At 70.9% G+C, this 14,229-nt stretch carries 10 protein-coding genes; 2 read left to right on the top strand and 8 right to left on the bottom strand.

Annotated features, from left to right (window positions below; translation table 11 throughout):
• The first annotated feature begins 227 nt into the window (after positions 1–227).
• Complete coding sequence (locus tag QM517_RS05505) at positions 228–1,616, top strand: glycosyltransferase (protein WP_283285745.1); 1,389 nt, start codon at positions 228–230, stop codon at positions 1,614–1,616.
• On the opposite strand, the gene QM517_RS05500 is transcribed toward QM517_RS05505, so the two are convergent.
• The 7 genes from QM517_RS05500 to tkt all read right to left on the bottom strand — a co-directional run bounded on the left by QM517_RS05500 (position 1,569) and on the right by tkt (position 12,431).
• Positions 1,569–4,097 carry a helix-turn-helix transcriptional regulator gene (locus QM517_RS05500; RefSeq protein ID WP_283285743.1) on the bottom strand — a complete coding sequence of 843 codons (2,529 nt, stop codon included), beginning with the start codon at positions 4,095–4,097 and terminating at the stop codon, positions 1,569–1,571. The genes QM517_RS05505 and QM517_RS05500 overlap by 48 nt on opposite strands.
• Before the next feature lie 188 nt (positions 4,098–4,285).
• Complete coding sequence (gene pgl, locus QM517_RS05495) at positions 4,286–5,077, bottom strand: 6-phosphogluconolactonase (protein ID WP_283285741.1); 792 nt, start codon at positions 5,075–5,077, stop codon at positions 4,286–4,288.
• Positions 5,074–6,021, bottom strand: a complete 948-nt coding sequence (locus QM517_RS05490; RefSeq protein WP_283285738.1) for a glucose-6-phosphate dehydrogenase assembly protein OpcA — start codon at positions 6,019–6,021, stop codon at positions 5,074–5,076. Before QM517_RS05490 ends, pgl begins: the two co-directional genes overlap by 4 nt.
• A complete protein-coding gene (gene zwf, locus QM517_RS05485) occupies positions 6,018–7,568 on the bottom strand; it encodes a glucose-6-phosphate dehydrogenase (protein WP_077049995.1) in 1,551 nt (516 codons plus the stop codon). Before zwf ends, QM517_RS05490 begins: the two co-directional genes overlap by 4 nt.
• A 4-nt stretch (positions 7,569–7,572) precedes the next feature.
• Positions 7,573–9,198, bottom strand: a complete 1,626-nt coding sequence (locus tag QM517_RS05480; RefSeq protein ID WP_283285736.1) for a hypothetical protein — start codon at positions 9,196–9,198, stop codon at positions 7,573–7,575.
• On the bottom strand, positions 9,195–10,316 hold the full coding sequence (tal, locus tag QM517_RS05475) for a transaldolase (protein WP_283285735.1): 1,122 nt from the start codon (positions 10,314–10,316) through the stop codon (positions 9,195–9,197). The genes QM517_RS05480 and tal overlap by 4 nt, the downstream gene beginning before the upstream one ends.
• Before the next feature lie 18 nt (positions 10,317–10,334).
• Positions 10,335–12,431: a transketolase gene (gene tkt / locus QM517_RS05470; protein WP_283285733.1), complete on the bottom strand. Its 2,097-nt coding sequence runs from the start codon at positions 12,429–12,431 to the stop codon at positions 10,335–10,337.
• A 229-nt stretch (positions 12,432–12,660) separates the two neighbouring features.
• Here tkt and QM517_RS05465 point away from each other — a divergent pair, with 229 nt between their 5' ends.
• The gene (locus QM517_RS05465; protein WP_077049998.1) at positions 12,661–13,587 is read left to right on the top strand and encodes a heme o synthase; all 927 of its coding nucleotides are present in this window, start codon (positions 12,661–12,663) and stop codon (positions 13,585–13,587) included.
• 69 nt (positions 13,588–13,656) lie between these two features.
• Here the strand turns inward: QM517_RS05465 and QM517_RS05460 are convergent, their stop codons facing one another.
• Positions 13,657–14,139 carry a hypothetical protein gene (locus QM517_RS05460; RefSeq protein WP_077049999.1) on the bottom strand — a complete coding sequence of 161 codons (483 nt, stop codon included), beginning with the start codon at positions 14,137–14,139 and terminating at the stop codon, positions 13,657–13,659.
• Between the last annotated feature and the right edge of the window lie 90 nt (positions 14,140–14,229).

Here is a 14,229-nt window from a genome sequence, read left to right as displayed (position 1 = left end):
CAGGCGGCGACCTGCCGCGTGCGAGGGACGTTCGGGTGATCCGGGGCGGGGCATCCGAACGAGCGTCGGTGCTGATCCGGGGCCCACCCTCCGCCGGGCCCGGGGGAGCGGTCAAGCGATCGCGGCCGATCCTGCGGGATGCCGCGCCCCGCACGCCGGTGTGCGGGAAACCGCAAGCGCGCATGCGGGCCGTGCGGGCGCCGGCGGAGCCGAGAACGCGTACGGTCGTGGCACTGACCGCCTCCGGACGAAGGGATGCCATGACCCTCGCGCTCGCGCTCCTCGTCGCCGTCTGCACGATCGGGGTCTCCACGCTCGTGTGGGGCACCGTCGCCCTCGGCCGCCTCGCCTGCGAGCGGCGCCCGCGTCCGTCGCTGCTCGCACCGTCGATGTACTTCCGGTCGACGGAGGTCGCGGTGCTCATCGCCGCGCACGACGAGGAGCTCGTCATCGCCGACGCGGTGCGCGCCGCCCGGGCCCTCGTGCCGGCCCGGAACGTGTTCGTGGTGTCGGACGGGTCGGGGGACGCGACGGTGGAGCGGGCGCGCGACGCGGGCGCGTCGGTGTGGGACCTCTTCCCGAATCGCGGCAAGGCGGGCGCCATCCGGGCGGGACTCGAGCGCTTCCGGATCCCCGAGCGGTTCCCCCTCCTGCTCCTCCTGGATGCCGACTCCCGCCCGCGCCCGGACTACCTGCGCACGGGCCTGCCGCTGTTCACCGACCCGGACGTGGTGGCCGTGGCGGGACGCGCGACGACCGCCGCGGACGCCCCGGCGACTCGCACGGGGCGCCTGCTCACGACCTACCGGGAACGCACGTACGTGTGCACCCAGTACCTCCACAAGTTCGGCCAGGCGGCGCGCGCCGCAGACGCCGTCGCCATCGTGCCCGGCTTCGCGAGCCTGTATCGCACGGACGTGCTGGACCGGATCGACATCGACGCGCCCGGGCTGTCGATCGAGGACTTCAACATGACCTTCGAGGTCCACGCCAAGCGCCTCGGCCGGATCGCCTTCCACCCGGAGTGCGCGATCGCCGAGACGCAGGATCCGGCCGTCCTCCGCGACTATTCGGCCCAGATGCGGCGCTGGAGCCTCGGCTTCTGGCAGACCGTGCGGCGGCACGGCATCCGGCCCGGGCTGTTCTGGACGTCCGTGGGCGTCTTCGCCGCCGAGACCGCCGTCGCGAGCCTGGTGATCGCGGCGGTCGTGCCCGCGCTCGTCGTGGGGGCCCTCGCCGCCCTGGGCGGTCGGCTGTTGAGCGGGACCGCGGCAGGCGTCGCCGAGGCCGTGGCCGCGGCGATCCCGACGGTTCCTCTGCTGGTGGGGTTCCTCCTCGTGGACACCGTGATGACGGTCTTCCTGTGCGCGGTCACGCGGCGGCCTCCGCGCGTGTCGATGCTCCTGTTCCCGCTGCTGCGCGTCTGGGACGCGGTGCTGTGCCTGCGAGCCCTGGTCGCCGCTCTCGGGCGGCCGTCGGACGGCCGATGGAAGAGCCCGGACCGCCGGACGGCCGGGGGCGGGGCGACCGGGCCGGCACCCGGGCCCCTGGCATCCGCTCGTTCGAGGTCAGGCGGAGGCCTCCCCGTGCAGGTGGGCGACGAGCTGCGCGCGTGAACCGACACCGAGCTTCCGGTAGACGCGCGTGAGACGCAACTCCACGGATCGCAGGGAGATGAACAGGGTCGCGGCGATCTCGCGATTGCGCAGACCCCGCTGGACCAGGGCGACGACCTCCTGCTCGTCGGGCGAGAGGACGGAGTCGGCTCGAGCGTCGTAGCCGACCCTGCGCAGGACGCGGTACTCATCCGCCGGAACGCACCGCTCGCGAGCCGCGCGCAGGCGCGCGTACTCGTGGGGCGAGTCGTCGGTGCGATAGAGGGCCTGCGCCTCGTCGAAGGCGAGTCGGCCCTCTCGACCCGACCGGCACACGGCGCGGGACCGGGCCACCGCCAGCGTCGTCCACCGGCGGGGGCGCGCCGCGAGCGCGATCTCCAACCGCGCCGTCTCGGAACGGGCCTCGACGACCCGATCGCTCAGCCACAGCGCTTCGATCAGGTCGGCGTCGGTCCGCATCAGCGCCGGGTCGTTCCCCGGTCCGGCGGCCCGCGCGGCCTGCAGACTGCCGACCGCGTCGTCGAAACGTCGCTCCGTCAGAGCGAGGCCTCCCTCGATCGCCGCGAAGAAGGGCAGGAGCGTCGGCGTTCCCTCTCTCCGACATAGTTCCCTGCCGCGGCGCACGAGGTCGTGGGTCGTCGGATCGGACGGGTCGATGGCGGCGGCCTGAGCCAGCAGCAGAGTGCGGGCGGCATCCGGTCCGCGTCCGGGGAGCCATTCGTGTCGCCACGCCGCCACGGCGTGCCGGGCCGCGAGGGGATCGCCTCCGCGTACCTCGGCGGCGACGACGATGCGCAGGAGACGCTCCCGCCACATCGGGGCAGGGCGCGGCATGCTGCTGAGCAGCGTCTCCGTGACGCGCCGGACCTCCGCGTACCGTTCGTCCAGGAGCAGCACGGTCACCGCGAGGCTGGCGAGTTCGATCGGAGCGTCCGGGCTGAGCCCGACCTCGAGGTCGACGGTGTCCGGGAGATCGTCGGCAACATCCATCCCCATTCCCCGCAGGATCGCGGCCAGCAGCAGTGTCTCCTCGGACACGGCCCCGCGCTCGACGACCGCGGAGACCCGCGCGACCGCCTGATCCAGCTCCCCGCGGGAGAGATGCAGACGTGCGCTCTCGCACAGGAGGCGTTCGGTGGAGACGGCGTCGTCCTCCCATTCGACGGAGTCGGGAAGGGCGTCGCGCACGACGTGATCGACGCGGGCGCCGGCACGCAGAGCCGCGATCGTCGCCCGCACGCGGACATCCGCCGCGGCCGTGTCGAGGGCGCGATCGAGATAGTGCTGTCCGAGCAGGTCGTGTCCGCCGAGGACGAGGGCGTCGCCCAGCTCGACGAGTCCGCGATCCCGCTGGATCGGGTCCAGCTCACCGCCCAGGGCGCGCTCGGCGAACTCGATCGCGGCGAACGTGTCACCCCCGCGGGACAGTTCGACGGCGGCGGCGAGGAGCGGGAGCCGGTCGCCCGTGGGGTCGAGGAAGCTGGCGTGCCACAGATACGTCGCCGGGTCCTGCTGCCGGTGGTCGCTCGCCGACCGGGCGTGCAGCCGCCGACGCTCGTCGGGGGACAGCGCCGCGTGATGGCGGAGGCGGAGGGCGGGGTCGGAGACGCGCGCGCGGTCGCCGTGCACGCTCACGAGACCGCGGTCGATCAGCTCGTCCAGCTCGATACCGATCTCGGCGGCCGCCGATCGGAGGTGCTCGTAGTCGTAGAGGGGCCCCATCGAGAGCAGGTCGAGGACGGCCGACACCCGGGGATCCTCGGAGCACCGCGGCATACTGCGCTGCCGCCGGACCGAGGGACGGACGACGCGCAGAGGCAGCGGCAGCGCGGCGTCGCCGGCCGCCTCGCCGGGAGTCAGCCGGACACGCGCGATCAGCCCGGGGTCACCGCCCGTCGATGCGGCCACGATGTGCGTCACGGCCGGGCTGGTGCCCGCGCCGATCGTCGCGCGGGCGAGCTCGACCGACTCGTCGAAGGAGAGCCGTTCGATGTGGATGTGGGTCACCCCGGCGAAATCGTGGCGCCCCTCCGGGGTTCGCACGGTCGCGATCACGCTGACCCCGGTACCTCGGAGCCGAGCGCACACGAACGCCAGGATGCTGAGGCTCGCGCCGTCCATCTCGTCCAGGTCGTCGATGACCAGCACGCGGGGCTCGTCCTGAACGAGGTGGAGAGTGCGGCTGATCTCCTCCGCCAGCAGGTGTTCCGGCCAGTCGCGTCCCCGGGACAGCACCGCGTCGAGGGCGCTGCTCCGCGACCCCGCCAGTCCGGCGGCGAAGGCGGAGACGCCCGACAGGGGCCACATCCGTTCGCTCGGACTCACCGCGACGACCGCGGTGTCGTGTCGTCGGGCGATCTCCCTGAGGAGGGCCGTCTTGCCCACTCCGGTGTCGCCGACGAACACGCACGCGGCCCCCTCCCGCATGCCGATCATCGCCTCGGCGACCTGGATTTCCCGTTCGCGCCCAAAAAACTGCATCCGAACGCTCCCAACTGCGTCGGTGGACGGCGCGGCGGGCGATTCGCCGCACCCGTCCTGGATGCCCCCAGGCCGCCACTGTAAGCAACCGTGCCGGACGAAGACAAGAGGAGATTTTCCCGGTTGACGGCGAAGGGGGCCTCGTGCATCGCACGTGGCCCCCTCGGATTCCCGATGGAAATCCGGTGTCAGTACTCGCGGTCGATGAGCTGCGGCGGGACCTGGTCGGCCGCGGCCTCGTCGACGAAGAACGCCGTACGACGGCGCCCCTTCGCCCCGGCCGCGGGGACGCTCTGATAGCTCGCACCGGCGAGGGCGAGGCCGAGAGCTGCGGCTTTGTCCGCCCCGGCGATGACCATCCACACGCGCTTGGACGAGTTGATGACCGGACGCGTGAGCGAGATGCGCTCGGGAGGTGGCTTCGGGGAGTCGCGCACCGGCACGGTCGCCCGGTCGGTCACCGAGATCTCGGGCCGGTCGGGGAAGAGCGACGCGATGTGCGCATCCGGACCGACACCGAGGAAGCAGATGTCGAACGACGGCCACGGGCCGGTCTCACTGCGATCCGACGGAGCGAACTGCGCCAGCTCATCGGCGTACGCGATGGCCGCGGAGTCGAGGTCGAGGCCGTCGTCGATCGACGCGACCGTGTGGATGTTCTCGGCGGGGACGGCCAGAGCATCCAACAAAGCCGCACGCGCCTGCCGGTCGTTCCGGTCGTCCGAGTCACGGGCCACGAACCGTTCGTCCCCGAACCAGAAGTGCACGAGCGACCAGTCGATGTCCGCAACGCGCGGATCGAGTGCGGCGGCGCGCAGCACGGCGCCGCCCATCGTTCCGCCCGTCAGGCAGATGTGCATGCGCTTGCCCTCGGCCACGCGCTTGACGACGCGATTGACGAAACGCGTCGCGACGTAGTCGGCGAGGGTCGCGGCATCCTTCTTGATGATGACCTGCTTGGCCGCACCGTTCTCGGTCATCGCGTGCTCAGCTCGTCGAGCGTGCCGAGCAACTCGGTGCACTGGGTGAGGACGCGGCCGTAGAGCACATCGGGGTCGAGGCGACGCAGCTCCTCGGCCAGGCACTCGCGCAGCGTACGGCGCGGGAAGTCGAGCTCGTGCGTCGGCTGCCCCGGCTGCGTGAGCACCGCCACGCCCGGCACCGGGCGCTCCAGCAGCGTGTCGCCGCTCTCGCGGGTCAGGCGCACCGACTTGATGCCGCCGGCCCACTCCTCCTCCGGCAGGTACGTGTACGCGACCGGGGCCTCGAGCTTGAGACCCAGCCACGCCGCGAGGAGAGCGGTGGAGGGGGAGTCGCTCGAACCCGCGACCTCGATGGAGGTCACCGGCTCGTACGGCGGCTGGTCGAGCACGGCCGCGAGCTGCTCGCGCCACCGTGTGACGCGGGTCCACGCGAAGTCCGTGTCGCCGGGCGCGTAGTGCTCGCCGAGGTGGGCGACCCACGACGTCGGGTCGGCCTGCGACGACGCGTCGGTGATGCGGCGCTGTGCGATGCGGCCGATCGCGGAGAGTGCGGGATCCCCCGGCGCCTCGGCGGGCCACCAGGCCACGACGGGGGCGTCGGGCAGCAGAAGACCCGTCACGAGACTCTCTGCGTTGGACCCGGCCGCTCCGTGTGCCCGCAGCACCACGACCTCGCTCGCGCCGGCGTCGCCGCCCACACGGATCTGTGCGTCGAGGCGCGGCTCTTCGCCCTCGTCGCCGAACAGCACCGCGATCACACGCATCGGGTGCTCGCGCGAGGCGTCGTTCGCGGCCTCGATGACCTCTTCCTCGGCGCCGTGACGGGTCACGATGATGAGGGTCAGCACGCGACCGAGGGCGACAGCGCCGCCCTCTTCTCGAACGCTGACGAGCTTCTTCGAGATCGCGCTGACGGTGGTGTCGGGCAGATCGATGATCACGGGCGCCTCCACGTGCGGCCATCGCGGGCGAGGAGTTCGTCGGCGGATGCCGGCCCCCACGACCCGGGCGAATACTGTTCGAGCGGGCCACCCTGAGCCGCCCAGAACTCCTCGATCGGGTCGAGGATCTTCCAGCTGAGCTCGACCTCTTCGTGGCGCGGGAAGAGCGGCGGGTCTCCCAGCAGCACGTCGAGGATGAGCCGTTCGTAGGCCTCGGGGCTGGCCTCGGTGAAGGCGTGGCCGTACCCGAAGTCCATCGTCACGTCGCGCACCTGGGTGCCGTCGCCCGGGACCTTCGAACCGAAGCGGATGGTGACGCCCTCATCGGGCTGCACGCGGATGACGAGCGCGTTCTGCCCCAGTTCCTGGGTCTGGCTGCGCGAGAACAGCTGCTGCGGCGCACGCTTGAACACCACGGCGACCTCGGTGACACGGCGTCCGAGTCGCTTGCCGCTGCGCACGTAGAACGGCACCCCGGACCAGCGGCGTGTGTTGATCTCGAGCTTGATCGCGGCGTAGGTCTCGGTGACCGACTCCGGGTTCATGCCGTCTTCCTCGAGGAAGCCGAGCACCTTCTCGCCACCCTGCCATCCGCCGGCGTACTGCCCGCGGGCTGTCGCCTCGGCGAGGTTCTCCGGCAGGCGGACGGCCGCGAGCACCTTCTCCTTCTCGGCGCGCAGGTCTGCGGCGTTGAAGCTGATCGGCTCCTCCATCGCCGTGAGGGCGAGGAGCTGCAGCAGGTGGTTCTGGATGACGTCGCGAGCCGCGCCGATCCCGTCGTAGTAGCCCGCGCGACCGCCGACGCCGATGTCCTCGGCCATCGTGATCTGCACGTGGTCGACGTAGTTGCGGTTCCAGATCGGCTCGTACAGCTCGTTGGCGAAACGCAGCGCCAGGATGTTCTGCACGGTCTCCTTGCCGAGGTAGTGGTCGATCCGGAAGATCGAGTCGGCGGGGAACGCGCTCTCGACGACCTCGTTCAGCTCGCGCGCGGAGGCGAGGTCGTGACCGAAGGGCTTCTCGATCACGACACGGCGCCAGCCGGCCGGCTTCTGATCGCCCTCGCCCACGAGCCCGGACGCCTTGAGCTGCGTCGTCACCAGGGGGAAGGCCTTCGGCGGGATGGAGAGGTAGTACGCGTGGTTGCCCATCGTCCCGCGCTCGACGTCGAGCTTGTCGACGGTCTCACGCAGACGACGGAACGCCTCGGGATCGTCGAACTCGCCCTGGACGAAGCGGATGCCCTCGAGCAGCTCCTGCCACGTCTCCTCGCGGAACTCGGTGCGGGCGTACTGCTTGACCGATTCGTGCACGACCTTCGCGAAGTCCTGGTCCTCCCAGTCGCGACGGGCGAAGCCGACCAACGCGAATCCGGGGGGCAGGAGGCCGCGGTTGGCGAGGTCGTAGACGGCCGGCATGAGCTTCTTGCGCGACAGGTCTCCTGTCACGCCGAAGATCACCAGCGCGCTGGGACCCGCGATGCGGTTGAGCCGGCGATCCTCGGGATCGCGGAGGGGATTGTGACCGGGTGTGATCTCTACGACCATGCTTCTACTGCGCCGCCTCGAAGAGTGAGAGCACCTCGACCTGCGGGTCGGTGAGCGTGAGCGTGACGACGGGGCGGCCGTGGCCCTCCGCCAGCACGCTCGCGTCGCCCGCGGCCTGTGCGTTGATGAGCTGACCGAACGTGAACGGGCGACCGGGGATCTCGAGGTCGACGTCGGTGCGTTCGGTGATCTGGAGGAAGACACCGGTGGCGGGTCCGCCCTTGTGGTACTGGCCCGTGGAGTGGAGGAACCGGGGTCCCCATCCGAACGTCGTGGGTCGACCGGAATCCGCGGCCACCAGTTCGCGCAGCCCCGCGAGCTGCGGCAGATCGAGTCGGTTCACGTAGGCCTGGATGCTCACGTAACCGTCGGCCGGCACGGACGCCCACAGGGCGTCCAGGACGCTCGCCAGGGTGCCACCGGATGCCAGGGCGGGGTCCGAAACGCGAACCTCGACGCCGTCGAACACGAGCGCCGGGGCGGTCTCCTCCGGGCGCGCGTCGAGCAGCCCGCGGGCGGCGACCTTCGCCGACTCCACGTCGGGCTGATCGAACGGGTCGATGCCGAGCAGGCGTCCGGCGATGGCGGTGGCGTACTCCCACACGATGAACTGCGCACCGAGGGAGCCGCTCACCAGGACCTCGCCCTCGTGACGCTCGAACAGGTGGAACGCGTCGGCGTGGTCGACGAACCTCACGACCTGCAGGTCTGTGGGTCGGGTCTCCAGCTCGGGCGAGACGGGCAGCAGCACGACGGGGAGGATGCCCGTGCCGTCCTTGCCGGTCGACTCGGCGACGAGCTGCTCGATCCAGTCCGGGAGGCCCGGGAGGTGGCTGCCGTCGGTGACGAGGCCGAGCTTGTCGCGGCGCTGCGCGCCGCCGCCCGCGATCGCCGCCGCCAGGACCAGGGCCGGATTCTCGGGGGAGTCGATCGCGACCTCGAGGAGGGTGGCATCCGCCTCGTCGAGCAGGTCGTCGATGTCGACGCCGGCGAGGCCCGCCGGCACGAGGCCGAAGGCGGTGAGCGCCGAATACCGGCCGCCGACGGTGGGGTCGGCGGTGAACACCCGGTAGCCGTCGGCGCGCGCCGCCTGATCGAGCGGCGAGCCGGGGTCGGTGACGACGACGATGCGATCGGCCGGGTCGATGCCCAGGTCGCGGAAGGCGGCCTCGAACGCGCGCTTGGCCGAATCCGTCTCGATGGTCGAGCCGGACTTGCTCGAGACGACCAGGACGGTCTCGCGCAGGCCACCGGCTTCGGCGTCGCCGTCGATCGCGGCGAGCACCTGCCCGGGGGCGGTGGAGTCCAGGATCACCAGCGGCACGCCCGCGGAACGGGCGATCACCTCGGGTGCGAGGGAGGAGCCCCCCATTCCGGCCAGGACGACGCGGGTCACGCCCTGCGCGACGAGCTCGTCGCGCAGGGCGGTGATCTCGGGCACGAGCGGGCGCGAGACGGAGACCGCCTGCACCCACCCGAGCCGACGGGATGCCTCTTCCTCGGCCGCGGGACCCCACAGCGTGGGGTCGCCCGCCGTGATGCCGGACGCGACCAGGGAGCCGACCAGGTCGGGCAGCTCCGAGTCGACGACCGACTTCACCTGGCCGGTGACCTTGACGGCGAAGGTCACTTCGCGGCCTGGGCGCTTCCGGCCTCGAGCGCCGTGGCGACGGTGTCCTGCAGCTCGTGCCACGAGGCGATGAACTTCTCCACGCCTTCGTCCTCGAGCACCTGGGTCGCGTCGGCGAAGTCGACGCCCGCGGCGGCGAGCTGGTCGAAGACCTCGTGCGCCTCGGCGTAGGCGCCGGTGATGGTGTCACCGGTGATCACGCCGTGGTCGAAGGTCGCCTCGAGCGTCTTCTCGGGCATGGTGTTGACCGTGCCGGGAGCGACGAGCTCGGTGACGTAGAGCGTGTCCGGCAGGGCCGGGTCCTTCACGCCCGTGGAGGCCCACAGGGGGCGCTGGACGGTGGCGCCGGCGGCGAGCAGCTCCTTCGCGCGGTCCTCGGCGAACTTCTGCTCGTAGAGCTCGTACGCCAGACGCGCGTTGGCGAGGCCCGCCTTGCCCTTGAGCGCGGCCGCCTCGTCGGTGCCGATCGCGGCGAGGCGCTTGTCGACCTCGGTGTCCACGCGCGAGACGAAGAACGACGCGACCGACTGGAGGGTCGAGATGTCGTGCCCGGCCGCGTGGGCCTTCTCGACGCCCGCGAGGTAGGCGTCGATGACCTCGGCGTAACGCTCGAGGCTGAAGATCAGCGTCACGTTGACGGAGATGCCGGCGCCGATGACCTCGGTGATCGCGGGGAGCCCGGCCTTGGTGGCGGGGATCTTGATCAGCACGTTCGGGCGGTCGACGCGCGCGGACAGATCCTTCGCCTGCGCGACGGTGGCCTCGGTGTCGTGCGCGAGGTCGGGGGAGACCTCGATCGACACGCGGCCGTCGACGCCCCCGGTGGACTCGAAGACCGGGAGGAAGATGTCGCAGGCGTCGCGCACGTCGTCGGTGGTGATCGAGAAGATCGCCTCGTCGACGCTGGCGCCCTGGGCGGCGAGCTCGCGGACCTGGCCCTCGTACGCCTCGCCCTTGGACAGGGCACCGGCGAAGATCGTCGGGTTCGTGGTGACGCCCGAGACGTTGCGCTTCTCGATGAGTTCGGCGAGGTTGCCGGACTGGATGCGCTGACGGGACAGGTCGTCGAGCCAGATGCTGACGCCTGCGGCGGAAAGCTGTTCGGTGGGAGTGCTCATGTCTGTTCTCCTGGTCTCTTACTTCGCGGCGGCGATCGACTCGTGCGCGGCCGCGACGACGGCCTCGGCGGTGATCCCGAACTTCTGGAAGAGGGTCTTGTAGTCGGCGGAGGCGCCGAAGTGATCGATCGCGACGGAGCGGCCGGCGTCGCCGACGATGCCCGCCCACGTGAGGGCCGAACCGGCCTCGACGGACACGCGTGCCTTCACCGAGGAGGGCAGCACCGACTCGCGGTAGGCCTCGTCCTGCTCGGCGAACCACTCGAGCGACGGTGCCGACACGACCCGGGCGTGGATGCCTTCGGCGGCGAGCGTCTCGCGCGCCTGGACGGCCAGCTGCACCTCGGAGCCCGTGGCGATGAGGAGGACGTCCGGCTCGCCGTTCGCGGCCTCGGCCAGCACGTAGGCGCCCTTGACGGCGTTCGCCGCGGAGGCGAACTCCTCGCCCGAGGCCTCGCCGGCGCCGCGCTCGAACACCGGGATGTTCTGACGCGTGAGGGCGATGCCCGCGGGACCCTCCGTGCGACGCAGCATCTCGAGCCAGACCACCGAGGTCTCGTTGGCGTCCGCCGGTCGCACGACGGCGAAGTTCGGGATGGCGCGGAGCGTGGCGAGCTGCTCGATCGGCTGGTGCGTCGGGCCGTCTTCGCCGAGGGCGACGGAGTCGTGCGTCCAGACGAAGATCGTCGGGATGTTCATCAGGGCGGCCAGACGCACCGGCGGCCGCATGTAGTCGCTGAAGATGAGGAACGTGCCGCCGAACGGGCGCGTCGGACCGTGCAGCACGATGCCGTTGAGGATCGCGCCCATCGCGTGCTCGCGGATACCGAAGTGGAGCACCCGGCCGTAGGGGTCGCCCGACCACTCGTGCGTGGACCACGACTCGGGGATGAAGGACTTGGCATCCTTGATCGTGGTCAGGTTGGACTCGGCGAGGTCGGCCGATCCGCCCCAGAGCTCGGGGAGTTCCGCGGCCAGCGCGTTGATGACCGTGCCGGAGGCGGCGCGGGTGGAGACATCCTTGCCGGCTTCGAAGGCGGGGAGCGCCTCGGCGATGTCGGCGGGGAGCTCGCGGGCCTGCAGGCGGTCCCACAGCTGCTTGCGCTCGGGGTGGGCCTCGGCCCAGGCGTCGAACTTCTGCTGCCAGGCGGCCTTCTCGGCCTCGCCGCGCTTCACGAGTTCGCGGGTGTGGGCGATGACGTCGTCGGCGACCGCGAAGTGCTGCTCGGGGTCGAAGCCGAGGACCTCCTTCGTGGCCTTCAGCTCGTCTGCGCCGAGGGCGGAGCCGTGGATCTTGCCCGAGTTCTGCTTGCCGGGGGAGGGCCAGCCGATGATCGTCTTGAGGATGATGAGCGAGGGCTTGCTCGTCTCGCCCTGGGCGGCCTCGATCGCGGAGTGGAGCTCGGCGACGTCCTCGACGTACTGGCCGGTCTTCTTCCAGTCGACGGTCTGGACGTGCCAGCCGTAGGCCTCGTAGCGCTTCTGCACGTCCTCCGTGAAGGCGACGTTGGTGTCGTCCTCGATCGAGATCTGGTTGGAGTCGTAGATCGCGATGAGGTTGCCGAGCTCCTGGTGGCCGGCGAGGGAGGAGGCCTCGCTGGTCACGCCCTCCTGCAGGTCGCCGTCGCCGGCGATGACGTACACGTAGTGGTCGAACGGGCTCTCGCCGGCGGGCGACTCGGGGTCGAACAGGCCGCGCTCGTAGCGCGCCGCATAGGCGAAGCCGACCGACGAGGCCAGGCCCTGACCGAGCGGACCCGTCGTGATCTCGACGCCGTCGGTGTGCCCGTACTCGGGGTGGCCGGGGGTGAGCGAGCCCCACGTGCGGAGCGCCTCGAGGTCCTTCAGCTCGAGGCCGAAACCGCCGAGGTAGAGCTGGATGTATTGGGTGAGCGAGGAGTGCCCCACCGAGAGGATGAAGCGGTCGCGGCCGGGCCAGTGCGTGTCGGCCGGGTCGTGGCGCAGGACGCGCTGGTACAGCAGGTAAGCGGCCGGTGCGAGAGACATCGCGGTGCCGGGGTGCCCGTTCCCCACCTTCTCGACGGCGTCCGCCGCCAGAACGCGTGCGGTGTCCACCGCGCGCCGATCGATCTCATCCCATTCGAAGTCCGACAACACGGTGCCTTTCTCGTCACTTTGCGCCCGGGTCACGATCCGACGCCGCACTCGACGCCGTAGGGGCGGGAGTGGGGTGGGGTGGTCGGCGCGGGGCGCGCGTTCATCGCCAGCATAGCGAGAACGCGCCGGCGCCCGAGACTGTTCCCGAGGGGGTCGACAGGCGGCCGGGCGTGTGTACGGGATGCCATAGAATCGGAGGGATACGCACGCTCTACCCCGGGGGACGATGGACATCTCGACGACGTCGCACGTCACTGCGACGACCGATCGGCGCTCTCTCGGACGCACGGTTCGCGCCTACGTCGCGCTGACGAAGCCGCGCGTGCTGGAACTGCTGCTGGTCACGACCGTTCCGGTCATGATCCTCGCCGCGCGGGGCCTGCCCGACCTCTGGCTGATCTTCGCCACCGTCATCGGCGGATCGCTGAGCGCCGGTTCGGCGGCGGCTTTCAACATGTACCTCGACCGCGACATCGACGCGCACATGCAGCGCACCGAGAACCGGCCGCTGGTCACCGGCGAGGTGTCGCCCCGCGGCGCCCTCACGTTCGCGTGGACGCTCGCCGCCGTGTCGACGGTGTGGCTGTGGGTCTTCACCAACCCGCTCGCCGCCGCCCTCTCGGCCATCGCGATCTTCTTCTACGTCGTCATCTACACGATGATCCTCAAGCGCCGCACCGAGCAGAACATCGTGTGGGGCGGCATCGCCGGCTGCTTCCCGGTGCTCATCGGCTGGTCCGCCGTGACCGGTTCGCTCTCCTGGGCGCCGCTCATCCTGTTCGCGCTGGTCTTCCTGTGGACGCCGCCGCACTACTGGCCGCTGTCGATGAAGTACGCCGCCCAGTACGACGAGGTCGATGTCCCGATGCTCGGTGCCACGCGCAGCGGCTCGCAGGTCGGACTCCAGGTCATCCTCTACGCGTGGGCCACCGTCGCGTGCTCCCTGCTGCTGATCCCCGTGGCATCCATGGGTCTCGTCTACAGCGTGTCGGCACTCGTGTTCGGCGGCTGGTTCGTCTACGAGTCGCACCGCCTGTACTCCCGGGCCGTCCAGGGGGGCGAGCCTCGACCGATGCGCGTCTTCCACGCGTCGATCACCTACCTGACGCTGCTCTTCGTGGCCATCGCGGTCGACCCGCTCCTGCCGTTCTGAGTCACCGACTCCACGAAGAACGCCCGCCCCCCTTTCGGGAGCGGGCGTTCTTCGTCTTACGGGCCGTGCTCAGGAACGCGGGTGCTCGTCACCCGTGTCGAGCTTCGGCGCGTCGTGCGCCGCCTGCGGCGGGGCGGGGGTGTCGGACGTGGTCTCGACGTCCGCGTCCTCGAGCACGAGGGGTGCGGCGGGGGCGGTCGTCGCGGCGGCGGCGACGGTGGGGGCGGCCGCGAACGGGGCGCTCTCGTCGTCGCTGTTCCAGTCGATCGTCTCGACGGCGACATCGGGGCGCGGACGCGTGGACACCGCGGTGGCGACGGCGAGCGTCGCGACGAGTCCGATGGCACCGGCACCGAGCACCGCGGCACCGACGATCGCCCACGACTGGGCGACGTAGACCGTGACGACGGTCGCGTTCGGGTCGTTCAGCACCGCTTGCATCGCGTCGATCTGCTGGAAGACGATGACCAGTCCGCCGATCACGGAGGCCAGGGAAAGCACCAGGAGCACCCAGAACGGGATGCTGGTCACCAGGCGGGGGCGGGTCTGCATGGAAGAACTCCTTCGATCTCCGGGCACGGTCGGCACCGGAGGAACCACAGTCTCGCACCCATCAGTGCGGGGACTCTGGGCGCTCGATGA

Source organism: Microbacterium sp. IEGM 1404 (genome assembly GCF_030056775.1).
GTDB lineage: Bacteria > Actinomycetota > Actinomycetes > Actinomycetales > Microbacteriaceae > Microbacterium.
Note: the sequence above shows the minus strand (reverse complement) of the source record. Positions and strands in the feature narration are given on the sequence as shown.